The 12,812-nt window shown below is 67.5% G+C and carries 8 protein-coding genes; 5 read left to right on the top strand and 3 right to left on the bottom strand.

All coding sequences use genetic code 11. The features are described 5' to 3' along the window. The first annotated feature begins 38 nt into the window (after nucleotides 1-38). The 4 genes from Q4S45_RS06240 (at nucleotide 39) to mgtA (ending at nucleotide 6,389) form a co-directional block, all read left to right on the top strand. On the top strand, nucleotides 39-1,400 hold the full coding sequence (locus Q4S45_RS06240) for an MBL fold metallo-hydrolase RNA specificity domain-containing protein (RefSeq protein ID WP_305510157.1): 1,362 nt from the start codon (nucleotides 39-41) through the stop codon (nucleotides 1,398-1,400). Beyond that, the gene (locus Q4S45_RS06245) at nucleotides 1,397-2,932 is read left to right on the top strand and encodes a thymidine phosphorylase family protein (protein WP_305510159.1); all 1,536 of its coding nucleotides are present in this window, start codon (nucleotides 1,397-1,399) and stop codon (nucleotides 2,930-2,932) included. The genes Q4S45_RS06240 and Q4S45_RS06245 overlap by 4 nt, the downstream gene beginning before the upstream one ends. 109 nt (nucleotides 2,933-3,041) lie before the next feature. Then, complete coding sequence (locus Q4S45_RS06250) at nucleotides 3,042-3,689, top strand: dihydrofolate reductase family protein (RefSeq protein ID WP_305510161.1); 648 nt, start codon at nucleotides 3,042-3,044, stop codon at nucleotides 3,687-3,689. 147 nt (nucleotides 3,690-3,836) lie between these two features. Then, nucleotides 3,837-6,389 (top strand): magnesium-translocating P-type ATPase, encoded by a 2,553-nt coding sequence (gene mgtA / locus Q4S45_RS06255; RefSeq protein ID WP_305510163.1) that lies wholly within the window; start codon nucleotides 3,837-3,839, stop codon nucleotides 6,387-6,389. On the opposite strand, the gene Q4S45_RS06260 is transcribed toward mgtA, so the two are convergent. The 3 genes from Q4S45_RS06260 to Q4S45_RS06270 are packed head-to-tail and all read right to left on the bottom strand — an operon-like array spanning nucleotide 6,386 to nucleotide 11,212. Continuing rightward, a complete protein-coding gene (locus Q4S45_RS06260) occupies nucleotides 6,386-7,786 on the bottom strand; it encodes an efflux transporter outer membrane subunit (protein WP_305510165.1) in 1,401 nt (466 codons plus the stop codon). The genes mgtA and Q4S45_RS06260 overlap by 4 nt on opposite strands. Next, nucleotides 7,779-9,923, bottom strand: coding sequence for an ABC transporter permease (locus Q4S45_RS06265; RefSeq protein WP_305510167.1), 2,145 nt, complete (start codon nucleotides 9,921-9,923; stop codon nucleotides 7,779-7,781). Before Q4S45_RS06265 ends, Q4S45_RS06260 begins: the two co-directional genes overlap by 8 nt. Then, on the bottom strand, nucleotides 9,920-11,212 hold the full coding sequence (locus Q4S45_RS06270) for an efflux RND transporter periplasmic adaptor subunit (protein WP_305510169.1): 1,293 nt from the start codon (nucleotides 11,210-11,212) through the stop codon (nucleotides 9,920-9,922). The genes Q4S45_RS06265 and Q4S45_RS06270 overlap by 4 nt, the downstream gene beginning before the upstream one ends. Nucleotides 11,213-11,392: 180 nt before the next feature. On the opposite strand from Q4S45_RS06270, the gene Q4S45_RS06275 reads away from it, so the two are divergent. After that, nucleotides 11,393-12,811 carry a coniferyl aldehyde dehydrogenase gene (locus Q4S45_RS06275; protein WP_305510171.1) on the top strand — a complete coding sequence of 473 codons (1,419 nt, stop codon included), beginning with the start codon at nucleotides 11,393-11,395 and terminating at the stop codon, nucleotides 12,809-12,811. Nucleotide 12,812 lies beyond the last annotated feature (1 nt).

The raw sequence follows: 12,812 nt of genomic DNA on the forward strand, positions 1-12,812 counted from the left end.
CAGCATAGTGAGTGAAACCATGGCCCAAGGGGAAATCCATGCAACTCCAATTCCTCGGCGCGACCGGCACGGTGACCGGGTCGAAATACCTGCTCACTTCAGGGAAGGCGCGGATTCTCATCGATTGCGGCTTGTTCCAAGGCTATAAACAGCTGCGCCTGCGCAACTGGGCGCCCCTGCCCATCGCGCCGTCCGAGATCGATGCGGTGGTGCTCACCCATGCCCATCTGGATCACAGCGGCTACTTGCCTCTGTTGGTGAAAAACGGCTTCCGCGGCAAGATCCTCAGCAGCGTGGCGACCTTCGACCTATGCAAGATCCTGCTGCCGGACAGCGGCCACCTGCTCGAAGAGGAGGCCAACTACGCTAACCGACACGGCTTCTCGAAGCATGCCCCGGCCTTGCCGCTCTACTCCGAAGCCGACGCTCTGCGCGCGCTGAAGCTGTTCGCGCCAGTCGAGTTTGGCAAGCGCTTCAAGATTGCCGGCGATCTGAGCGGAACGATGGCACTCGCCGGCCACATCCTGGGCGCGGCCATCGTGACGATCGGCGACGGCCCCCGCACCATCACATTTTCCGGCGACCTTGGGCGGCTGCACGATCCGATCATGGTCGCCCCCGCACCGATGGCGCCGTCAGACTACCTGGTGGTCGAGTCCACCTACGGCGACAAACACCACGATCCGACCGATCCGGCCATCCTGCTCGCAAAGGTAATTCGCGAAACCGCCAGGCGGGCCGGGGTGACCATCATTCCGTCCTTCGCCGTGGGCCGCGCGCAGTCATTGCTGCACTACATCGCCGAGCTCAAACGCAAGGGCGAGATCCCGGCCGTGCTGCCGGTCTACCTGAACAGCCCGATGGCGGTCGATGCGACCGCACTCTACGAGCGGCACTTGAAGGAGCACCGGCTGTCGCGCGCCCAGTGCGAGCAGATGCACCACGCTGCAACGATCGTCAACAGCGTCGAAGAATCGATTGCGCTGAACGAGCGGCGCGGGCCGATGGTGATCATTTCCGCCAGCGGCATGGCCACCGGCGGGCGGGTGCTGCACCATCTGAAGGCATTCGCATCGGATCCGCGCAACACCATCCTGTTCGCGGGATTCCAGGCGGGCGGCACGCGCGGCGCGGCCATGGTCGCCGGCGTGGACGCGATCAAGATCCACGGCGCCTACGTGCCCGTGCGCGCGCAGGTGGCGCAAATCGACAATCTCTCGGCGCATGCCGACGCCGACGAAATCCTCACCTGGCTCGGACATGCCGAAGCTCCGCCCAAGCGCACCTTCATCGTGCACGGCGAGCCGGCGGCGGCGGACGCCCTGCGCAAGCGCATCGAGGAAGAGCTGCACTGGAATTGCGAGGTTCCCGAGTACCTGGAACAGGTCGAACTGCCATGAGCACCGGAGACGCCGGGGCGTCGCGCGCCGTCGCCGCCGACAGCCTGCGCCTGCGCCGCCTGGGCATCGATACTTACCAGGAGCTGGTGGTGTACTTGCGGAGCAACTGCCAGATCATCAAGTCCGAGGGCTTCGAGGCGAAGTCGCGTGTCGAGGTCAGGCGCGGCGCGACCCATATCGTCGCCACCGTCAACGTGGTGCATTTTTCGCTGCTCGCCGATGACGAAATCGGCCTGTCGGAGGCCGCCTGGCGGGCCCTCGGCGGCATCGACGGCGAACTTGTGCAGCTGGCCCATCCCGAACCATTGAAATCGTTTTCCGCGGTGCGCGCAAAAATCTACGGCCGCCCGCTAGGCACCGATGCGGCCGGCGCGATCGTGCATGACATCGTGGCCGGCCGCTATGCCGACATCGAACTGGCGGCGCTGATCACGGCCTGCTCGGGCAACCGCATGGACCCGGCCGAAACCATCGCCATGACCAGCGCGATGGTGCAGAGCGGCGCCCACCTGCGCTGGGATTCGCGCGTGGTCGTCGACAAGCACTGTGTCGGCGGCTTGCCGGGAAACCGGACCACCTTGCTGGTCGTGCCCATCGCGGCCGCGTGCGGATTGACGATTCCGAAGACGTCCTCGCGCGCCATCACGTCGCCGGCCGGCACCGCGGACACCATGGAAACGCTGGCCCCCGTCAATCTGGACCTGGCCACCATGCGGCGCGTGGTCGGGCGCGAGGGCGGCTGCATCGCGTGGGGAGGGGCCATTTCGCTCAGCCCGGCCGACGACCTTCTGATCCGCGTCGAGCGCCCGCTCAGCCTCGACAGCGATGGCTTGCTGGTCGCGTCGGTCCTGTCGAAGAAAATTGCGGCCGGATCGACCCATGTCCTGATCGATATTCCGTTTGGCCGAAGCGCGAAGGTGCGTTCGGCGGAGGCGGCGCGCGCGATCGGGGAGCGCATGCGGCTGGTCGGCGACGCGCTCGGCATTGCGGTGCAGGTCGTGCTGACCGACGGCTCGCAACCGGTTGGCTGCGGCATTGGTCCCGCACTCGAGGCCTGGGACGTGCTGCGGATTTTGAAGAACGAAGCCGGCGCCCCTGATGACCTGCGCCAGCGCGCATTGACGCTGGCCGCCGGGGTGCTGGAAATGGGCGGGGCTGCGCCGGCGGGCGAGGGGATGGCGATGGCGCGGGAAGTGCTCGAGAACGGGGCGGCGTGGACGAAATTCCAAGGCATCTGCGATGCCCAGGGCGGAATGCGGACGCCGCCGCGTGCGCGCTTCACGCATGTCGTCGAGGCGCTGCACAGCGGTACCGTGGTGGCCATCGACAACCGCAGACTGGCGCTGGCGGCCAAGCTGGCCGGCGCGCCGAAAGCGGCAGCGGCCGGCATCGCCTTTCACGCGCCGCTCGGCAGCGTGGTTGGCGCCGGGCAGGCATTGTTCACGCTGCATGCCGAGTCGTCTGGCGAACTCGCCTACGCGCTGGCCTACGCGCGCGCCCAGGACAACCTGGTGTCAATACAGGAAATGTGATCTGGCTGGGCAACACGCCGCCAGGATTAATTTCTCATTGACACCGGCTGGCGAATGGATGACCCTCTTGTTTTGCTTTTATTTTCATTCCCGGTGTGAAGGAGAATTGATGTCCGAACTCAAAGTGAATTGCTTCGCCGTGTCGCTCGATGGCTTCGGCGCGGGCCCGAATCAGAGCCTGCAAAATCCAATGGGAGAGGGGGGCGGCGGGCTGCATCAGTGGTTCCGCGGCACCCGCACATTCCAGCGCATGATGGGCGACGAATCCAAAGGAACGGACGGTCCGGACGAGGACTTTGCCGCCCGTGGTTTCGAGAACGTCGGCGCCTGGATCCTGGGCCGCAACATGTTCGGCCCGGTGCGCGGACCATGGCCGGACGACGAATGGAAGGGCTGGTGGGGAGATGAGCCGCCGTACCACGTCCCCGTGTTCGTGCTGACCCACTATCCCCGCGCTCCGCTGGAGATGAAGGGTGGCACGACCTTCTACTTTGTCACCGACGGCATCGAGTCCGCCTACGCGCAAGCCATTCGCGCCGCAAACGGCAAGGACGTGCGTCTGGGCGGTGGCGTGGCGACCGTCCGCGAGTTTCTGCAGGCCGGCCTGGTCGACGAGATGCATCTGGCAATCTCCCCGGTGTTGCTGGGATCCGGTGAATCATTGTTCGCAGGACTGGATCTGCACACCATGGGATTCCGCTGCGTCGAACACGTGCCGACCCAATTGGCAACGCACGTCGTGCTGCGGAAGAAGTAAGCCGTCCAGCGGGCTAGCGCAACCGTGCGCTCGCTCGAATCCGCTTGCTGGAGTATGCTGAGATGGAATCAGCCGGGCGCCTCGCGCCGATGACAGCTAGCAAGCCGGGCCTGCCGCAGCACAGGCCTGGCGCCTCCGACAACGCGGATGGAACCCACACACGATCCATGGTGGCTGGCGCCGCAGCCGCAACCAACGGCTGAGCAAGCGGCCGGCTTGTCGCAGGCCGAGGCGGCGCTGCGGCTCGCCCGCTATGGCGCCAATCAGTTTCGCGACCAGCCATCAAGATCGCTGCTCTGGCGCTACCTGACCCGCTTCAAGAATCCGCTGGTGCTGATCCTGCTCGGCGCCAGCGTCGCCTCGGCGTTTTCGGGCGAAATCGCCAATTCCCTGATCGTCGCCGCCATCGTCCTGTTCAGCGTGACCCTGGACTTTGTGCAGGAACACCGCGCAAACACCGCGGCGCAGGCCTTGTCGCAATCCGTTTCGGTCCGCGCCATCGTCGTGCGCGACGGCGAAAAGACGCAGATCCCGGTGCGCCAGGTCGTCCCCGGCGACATCGCGCTGGTCTCGGCGGGCGACCTGATTCCGGCCGACTGCCGCGTGCTGGAGTCGAACGACTTTTTCGTGCAGCAGGCGCTGTTGACAGGCGAGTCCTACCCGGTCGAGAAATCCCCGGGAATGCTGCCCGGCACCGCGCTGGACCTGCAGGAGGCGACCAACGCCGTCTTCATGGGCACCTCGGTTGTCAGCGGCAGCGCCCGCATCCTCGTCGTCAACACGGGAGCCGCGACCGAGGTCGGCAAGATCGCCGATACCCTGACCCGCGCGCCGCCCCGCACGTCGTTCGAGCTCGGTACGCGCCGATTTGGCATGCTGATTCTGCGGCTGACCGTCCTCATGGTCATGTTCGTCCTGCTCGTCAATGCCTATTTTCACCGGCCAGTACTGGAGTCCTTCCTGTTCGCCGTGGCGCTGGCCGTGGGTCTCACGCCGGAGCTGCTGCCGATGGTGGTCTCGGTGACGCTGGCGCGCGGCGCGCTGCGGATGGCGAAACAGCAGCTCATCGTGAAAAGGATGACCGCCATCCAGGACCTCGGGTCCATGGACTTGCTGTGCACCGACAAGACCGGCACCCTGACCGAAGCGAAGATCTGCCTGGAGCGGCATGTCGATGCGGAGGGCCGCTCCAGCGAACGCGTCGTGGAGATGGCCTATCTGAACAGTTTTTTTGAAACCGGCCTCAAGAGCGCGCTCGATGACGCCATCCTCGAGCACCGGCACATCGACAGCAGCCGCTGGAGCAAGATCGACGAGGTGCCGTTCGACTTCGAGCGGCGCCGTGTGTCTGTGCTGATCGAGTCCGAGGGCAGGCGATGGCTGGTCGTCAAAGGGGCGGCCGAGGAAATCGCCGGGCTGTGCATCCGCTACGAGGCGCAAGGCGGCACTACGCAGCGGGAGATCGACCAGCCGGCTTCCGCTGCAATCCTGGACCAGTGCCACGCGCTGGAGGCCGAGGGGCTGAGGGTGCTGGGCATCGCATGGCGCGAGGTGCCGCTCGATCACCCGCACGCGGTGGTCAGCGACGAGGCCGCGCTGGTCCTGGTCGGTTTCGCCGCCTTCCTGGACCCGCCGAAAGCCAGTGCGGCCGCGGCCTTGGTGGCGTTGAACGAACTTGGCATCGGCATCAAGATCCTGACCGGCGACAGCGACCTGGTGACCCGGCACGTGTGCGGGCAGCTGGGCATCCCCGTCGCCGGCATCCTGACCGGCAAGGAAATCGCGCACCTGGACGATCACGCGCTGGGGGCGCGGGTCGAGGGCGCGAATCTCTTTTGCCGCCTCAATCCGGCGCAGAAGAACCGTGTGCTATTGGCGCTGAAGGCGCGCGGCCATGTGGTCGGCTACCTCGGCGACGGCATCAACGATGCGCCATCGTTGCACTCGGCCGACGTCGGCTTGTCGGTCGATTCGGGCGTCGATGTGGCAAAGGATGCCGCGGACATGATCTTGCTGAAGCACGACCTGCACGTCATCGGCGTCGGCGTTCTCGAAGGACGCCGCACCCACGGGAACATCATGAAATACATCATGATGGGCACCAGTTCGAACTTCGGCAATATGTTCAGCATGGCGGGCGCCTCGCTCTTTCTGCCTTTCCTGCCGATGCTGCCGACGCAAATCCTGCTCAATAATCTTCTGTACGACGTGTCGGAGCTGCCGATCCCGTTCGATCAAGTGGATGCCCGGGAGACGCGCCGGCCGCGGGTGCTCGACCTGGCGTTCATCCGCAATTTCATGCTGGTGATCGGGCCAATCAGTTCGGCATTCGATTTCCTGACCTTCTACGTGCTGCTGCACCTCTTCGCGGCGGGCGAAGCGCTGTTCCATACCGGCTGGTTCGTCGAATCCCTGTGCACCCAGGTGCTGGTGATTTTCATCATCCGCACGCGCGGCAATCCACTGAAAAGCCGGGCGCATCCCTTGCTTACCGCCACCTCGCTCGGCGTGGTGGGGCTTGCCGTGCTGCTGCCGCTCACCCCGCTCGGCACCTATTTCGGCTTTGTGGCCTTGCCCGGTTCGTTTTACCTGATCCTGGTCGCCATGGTGTCGGCCTACCTGTGCATGGTCGAAGTGGCGAAGCGCGCCTTCTACCGGCGCTTCGACACCGCCGCGAGGGCGCGTCGCGCAAGGGGCTAGGGCGGCGGCGGCGCCGCGCCGCCCAAGGCAAGGAAAAGCTGCAGCGTATCGGCGTAGCGCTGCGCCTTTGCCCGCACATACCCCAGCTTGGCCTGCTGGAACAGACGCTGCGCCTCGATGACTTGCGGGAAGCTGGCCTGGCCCGCCTGATAGCTTTGCTGCGTCAGATCGAGCGTGGCCTGCGCCGATTCCAGCGCCGTGCGCTGCGCCTCGATCAGCGCGGCGTCATTCGCCAGCGCCCGCATGCCGTCGGCTACCTGCGCGAACGCCACCAGCACCGTCTGTTTGTAGGCGCCAAGGCGCGCCGCGTAGCCGTACACCGCCGCATCACGCTGGGCGCGCAGGGTGCCGCCGTTGAACACCGGCGCCAGCGCATCGGCCGCAATGCGCCAGGCGCTGTCGGGATGGGCGAACAGCGCGCCGCCGACGGACGATCTGGTCCACGCCGCGCTCAGCGCCACCGGCGGGTACAGCTGGGCGGTGGCGATCCCGATGGCGGCGCTGCTGGCATGCAGCTGCGCTTCGCTCTGCGCGATATCGGGACGCTGGCGCAGCAATTCCGACGGCAGCGTCAGCGGAATCTCGCCGGGCAGGGCCAGCGCCTCAAAGTCGAAGTCGGGCGGGCTCCATTCGGCGGCGGTGCGGCCGGCCAGCACGGCCAGCGCATGGCGCGCCACGCTGGCTTTCTGTCGCAACGGCGGCAGCAGTGCGCGGTCGCTGGCCAACTGGCTTTCCGCGGTGAGCACGTCGAGGCCCGCCGACTTGCCCGCCGCCTGCGACACCCGCACCAGCTCCAGGCTGCGCTGGTCCGCGGCGATGATGTCCTGCACGGCGCGGGTCTGCTCCGCGGCGGACGCGAGTTCGATGGCCTGCTGGACGGTATCGCCGATCAGGCCCAGGCGGCTCGCGCGCCACAGGGCCTCCTGGGCCGCCGCCAGCGCCTGCGCCTGTTCGACGCGCCTGGCGCGCGCGCCGAAGGCATCGAAGTCGAAGGTGAAGGCCGGCCCGATCGACGAGCTGTTGAGCCCATTCGCGCGGCTGGCCCCCGCCGCGATGCTGATTTGCGGCGCATTGCCGCCGCGCGCCGCGGCCACGGTGGCGCGCGCCTGCTCCAGTGTCGCCTGCGCGCTCTCCATGGTCGGACTGCCCCGCAGCGCGAGCTCCACCAGCGCGTCGAGCGCGGGCGAGCGGAACGCCTTCCACCACGTCGGCGATGGCGACGCGCCCGGCTTGAAAGACTGGGCCGCTTCCATGGCGCCGGCATCGGCGCGCGCGGCGTCGGCCGGCAGGTAGTGACCGGGGGCGCTTAGCCGCGGCGCCGCATAGTCCGGCCCAACGGTGGTGCAAGCGGCCAGCAGGGCCGCCGCCATGCCCGCCGCGACGCGCAGGCTATTCATAGCGCAAGGCCTCGATCGGATTGAGACGCGCGGCCTTGCGCGCCGGGTAGTAGCCGAAGAAGATGCCGACGGCAGCGGAGAACGCGAAGCCGGCGCCGATCGCCGTCGCCGAGATGAATGTCGGCCATTTGGCCACCAGCGAAATCATCTCCGTCACCGCGACGCCAGCGACGATTCCCGCCACGCCGCCGACCAGGCTGAGGAAAACGGCCTCGGCGAGGAACTGCAGCAGCACATGCCGGCGTTGCGCGCCGATAGCCATTCGCAGCCCGATTTCGCGCGTGCGTTCGGTGACGGAGACCAGCAGGATGTTCATGATGCCGATGCCGCCCACCAGCAGCGAGATGGAGGCCACCACGGCGAGCAGCGAGGCCATGATCTTGCTGCTGCCTTCCGCGGCGTCGGCAATCTGGCTCAGGTTGCGCACATTGAAGTCCGGCGTCGCGCCGGGCTTGATGCGGTGGCGCCGGTTCAGGGTGGCGGTCACCTCGTCGATGGCGTCTTTCACCTGCAAGGGCGCCACCGCCTGCACATAGATTTGATTGACGTACCCGGTCAGGCGCGGCTGGACGCCGAACGGGTTGGGCGCTTGCGGGTAGGGCGTGGCGGCGGCCGGCCGCGGCGCCGGCGCGGCCACGCCCACGACCTTGGTTTCGGGGGGACTGAAGGGCACCATGACCAGGTCGTCCTGGTCCTGTCCCCATGCCGTCTGCCCCTTCGGCTCGTACACACCGACCACCCGTAGCGGAATGCCACGCACCAGGATCGGGCTGCCCAGTGGGCTTTCGAAATCGCTGAACAACTGGCGCCGCACCGTCTCGCCGATGACCGCCACCAGCGCCGTGCCGCGCTCGTCCTCGTCGGTGATCCCGCGGCCCAGGGCGATGCGCCAGTTGGTGATCCCCGGATAGCTCGCCGTCACGCCCTGGATCCCCGTGGTCCAGTTGCGGTCCGCATGCTGCACCTGGCCCGATTGGCGGATCAGGTAGCTGACGCTGGCCACGCTACGCGCTTCGCGGCGAATGGCGTCGGCGTCCGCGACGGTGAGCGTCGAGGCGCTGCCGAAGCCGGACCGTACGCCGCCGCTGGTCGAGGCGCCCGGCACCACCACGAAGAGATTCGTGCCGAGGCTGGCGATCTGCTTGCGCACCGCCTCGTTGGCGCCCTGGCCGACCGCGACCATGGCGATCAGCGCGGCCACGCCGATGAACACGCCGAGCATGGTGAGCGCCGAACGGGTTTTATTTCGTAGGAGCGCCTGCAGCGCCGCCGCGACGATCATTTCGGCCAGTGCCCATGCCGGTCCGGCCGCTGCGCCAGCACTCGCGTCCGCGGGCCGCTTTGCTGCCGCGTCGAACAGTTCCTTGCCCCCGGAGTCCCTGGCAGCGCCGGCTTCGATCGTCGCGGCCCGCGGCGGATTGAGTTCGTCCGTGACGACGCGGCCATCGCGCATCGTGATGACGCGCTGCGTGTAGGCGGCGATGTCCCGCTCATGCGTGACCACGATGATCGTCACGCCTTGCTCCTCATTGAGCCGCACCAGGGTCTCCATGATTTCGTGCGAGGTGCGCGTGTCGAGATTCCCGGTCGGCTCGTCCGCCAGCACCACGCTCGGCAGGTTGATCAGGGCACGGGCGATCGCGACGCGCTGCTGCTGCCCGCCCGACAGCTGCGCGGGCGTATTCGCTTCGCGTGCCGCCAGTCCAAGCAAGGCCAGCGCGGCGCGTGCGCGCGAGAGGCGCCGCGCCTTGTCGATCGCCGTGTCCGGCGCGTAAAACAGCGGCAGCGCGACGTTTTCGATGGCGCTGGTGCGCGCCAGCAGGTTGAAGCTCTGGAAGACGAAGCCGATCTTTGCGCTGCGGATGCGCGCCAGTTCCGGCTCCGTGAGCATCGCCACGTCGGTCCCTTCGAACAAGTATTGGCCGCTGCTGGGCCGGTCGAGGCAGCCCAGCACCGCCATCAGCGTGGACTTGCCCGATCCGGACGACCCCATGATCGCGACGAACTGGCCGCGCGGGACGATCAGGTCGACGCCGTCGAGCGCATGGACCTCGGTATCGCCGACCTGATAGGTGCGGGTCAGGCCGCGCACGTCGATGACGATGGCCGACGGCGCCGCATTGGCTTGCTGGCTCATAAGCGCGGCAGGCGCGGACCGCCCGTGGCTGCGCCGCCCCGGGCACGGTCGCCGGCGGCGCGCTCGGACACGATGACCTGGTCGCCCGCGCGCAGATCGCCTTCCAGCACTTCCGCATAGGCGTCGTCATCGAGACCGGTCAGGATCGGAATGCGCCGCAGTTTGCCTTCATGCGTCACCCAGACCTGCGCCGCTCGCCCGTTCTTGCCGGCGCCACGCCGCGGCGCCGGCGCTCCCCGCTGTTCCCCCACGCCGGGCGGCAGATAGCGCAAGGCTGCATCGGGCACGCGCAGTACGTTGTCGCGGCGTTCGGTGACGATGCGCGCCGAGGCGGTCATGCCGGGCATGAGCAGCCGCGCCGGATTATCGACGCGCACGACGACGTCGTAGGTGATCACGTTCTGCACCGTCTGCGGCGCCTGCCGCACCTGGTGCACGACGCCGTCGAAGCTGCGGTTCGGGTAGGCCTCGACCGTGAAGCTGGCCGCATTGCCGACCGCGATGCGGCCGATGTCCGATTCGCTGACGTTGGTATCGACCTGCATCCGGGTGAGGTCGGTCGCGATCAGGAACAGTGTCGGCGTCTGGAAGCTCGCCGCCACCGTCTGGCCCTGCGTCACGTTGCGGGCGACCACGGTGCCATCGACGGGCGAGACGATATTGGTGTACCCGAGGTTGATGCGCGCCGCATTCAAGGCCGCGCTGCGCTGCTCGATGGTGGCCTCGTCGAGTGTGATCTGGCTGCGCGCCTGCGTGTAGGCGTTGTTGGCGGTATCGACCGTTTCCTGGGACACGATGCTGCGTCTCAGCAGGTCGATGTCGCGCTCATAGATCAGTTTGGCGAAGGCGAGATTGGCGCGGTCCTTCTGCAACTGCGCCCTGGCCGCCGCCAGATTCGCCGTTTCCTGATCGACCGCGCTTTGGTAGGGGCGCTGGTCGAGCCGGGCGCATAACTGCCCGGCACGGACCTTGGTATTGAAATCGCAGGACAGGGTCTGGATCACGCCCGACACGTAGCTGCCCACCTGGATCGTGTTGACGGGATTGACCGTGCCGCTGGCGATCACGGTGGGCGTCACGGCGCCTCGGTCCACCGCGGCCGTGACATATTGCTTCGGTGCGTTCCGCTGTTCGCGCCACAGGATCACGGCAATGGACACGCCGGCGAGGAGGGCCAGTGCAAGCAGCATCTTGCGCCAGTGACGGCGCCAGCTGCCCGGGCCAGGCGGAGGATGCGCCGCGCCGGCCTTCGAGGGCGCCTCGGACGCGGGCGGAGCGGTGGTGTCCATAGCTTCCAGGGTTTCCAAGGTCGTCGCTGGCAAAGGACAGCGTGCCAAACTTTGGCCTGGGGCGCCCTTAATCTGCATCAAATTCGCGTCAATGAGCTGAATAAACTGGTCGCGCCTCGCTCGCGCACCTCATCTATTGAAGAAAGGGAATCATCCGGCCCGCTTACCGTAAAATGGCTTATGACCCGCGACTCCGATCCCCTTGCCCCCACTTTCGCCGCGCAGCGCGCCGCGTCCCGCGCACTCGTTCCCGCACCATGGGCCGTGCGGGCCGACCGCCTGCGGCGCCTGCGCCAACTGCTGCTCGACTATCGTGGCGACCTGGCCGCCGCCGTCAACGCCGATTTCGGCCAGCGCTCGCGCCACGAGACCGAACTGCTCGAAATTAATCCCCTGATCGACGCCATCAACCATTCGCTGCGCCATGGGCAGTCGTGGATGGGCGCGCGCCGGCGCGCGGTCGGCTACAAGTACTGGCCCGGAAAGGCGTCGCTGGAGCCCCAGCCGCTGGGGGTGTGCGGGATCGTGGTGCCGTGGAACTACCCGCTCGGACTGTCGGTCGGGCCGCTCAATTCGGCGCTGGTGGCGGGCAACCGCGCGATGGTCAAGATGTCCGAACTGTCGCCGCACCTGGGCGAGCTGATGGCCCGCCTGGTCGCCGCCAGCTTCGCCGAAGACGAGCTGCGGGTGTTCAACGGCGACGCCGATGTCGCGCGCCGCTTCTGCGCGCTGCCGTTCGACCACTTGCTGTTTACCGGATCGACCGCGGTGGGGCGCGACGTGATGCGGGCCGCCAGCGAGCACCTGACGCCCGTGACGCTCGAGCTGGGCGGAAAGTCGCCGGCGATCGTCGGTCCCGGCCGCATGCCGGACGCCAGCTTCGACCGGCTGGTGCAGCGCCTGGTGATCGGCAAGACCCTGAACGCGGGCCAGACCTGCATCGCGCCGGACTACGCCTTCGTGCCGCGCGCGCGACTGGTGCAGTTCACCGAGGCGGCGCGCCGCGCGGCCTCCGGCTTTTATCCAGGCGGCGCCACGCGCGATTACACCAGCATCGTGTCGGCGCGCCACTTCGAGCGGCTGCAGGCGCTGCTTGACGACGCACTGGCGCGCGGCGCCAGCGCCACCGCGCTGACCGACATGCACAGCGACGCCAACCGGCGCTTCTTTGCGCCGGTCCTGCTGTGCGATTGCGCCCCGGACAGCCGCGTGCTGGAAGAAGAGATCTTCGGTCCGATCCTGCCGGTGATCGCCTACGACGACCTGGACGAGGCGCTGGCCTGGATCAACGCGCGTCCGCGGCCGCTGGCGCTGTACCTGTTCGAGTCCGATCCGGCCATCATCCGGCGCGTGGTGGACGGCACGGTGTCGGGCGGCGTGACGGTCAACGACACCCTGCTGCACATGGCGCAGGACAGCCTGCCGTTCGGCGGCGTCGGCGAATCGGGCATGGGCAGCTATCACGGCAAGGCCGGCTTCGACACCTTCAGCCACGCCAAACCCGTGTTCCGCCAGGGCAGCTTCAGCCTGGTGCGCTGGCTGTACCCGCCGTTCGGCCGGTTCGCCGAGCGCGCCATGCGCATGCCGCCGCCGCGCTGAT

This window comes from Massilia sp. R2A-15 (assembly GCF_030704305.1).
GTDB lineage: Bacteria > Pseudomonadota > Gammaproteobacteria > Burkholderiales > Burkholderiaceae_D > JAFCUW01.

Bases quoted from the DNA above. Each gene is read 5' to 3' on its own strand.
- Q4S45_RS06240 (WP_305510157.1), top strand. From the start codon at position 39: ATGCAACTCCAATTCCTCGGCGCGACCGGCACGGTGACCGGGTCGAAA.
- Q4S45_RS06245 (WP_305510159.1), top strand. From the start codon at position 1,397: ATGAGCACCGGAGACGCCGGGGCGTCGCGCGCCGTCGCCGCCGACAGC.
- Q4S45_RS06250 (WP_305510161.1), top strand. From the start codon at position 3,042: ATGTCCGAACTCAAAGTGAATTGCTTCGCCGTGTCGCTCGATGGCTTC.
- mgtA (WP_305510163.1), top strand. From the start codon at position 3,837: ATGGAACCCACACACGATCCATGGTGGCTGGCGCCGCAGCCGCAACCA.
- Q4S45_RS06260 (WP_305510165.1), bottom strand. From the start codon at position 7,786: ATGAATAGCCTGCGCGTCGCGGCGGGCATGGCGGCGGCCCTGCTGGCC.
- Q4S45_RS06265 (WP_305510167.1), bottom strand. From the start codon at position 9,923: ATGAGCCAGCAAGCCAATGCGGCGCCGTCGGCCATCGTCATCGACGTG.
- Q4S45_RS06270 (WP_305510169.1), bottom strand. From the start codon at position 11,212: ATGGACACCACCGCTCCGCCCGCGTCCGAGGCGCCCTCGAAGGCCGGC.
- Q4S45_RS06275 (WP_305510171.1), top strand. From the start codon at position 11,393: ATGACCCGCGACTCCGATCCCCTTGCCCCCACTTTCGCCGCGCAGCGC.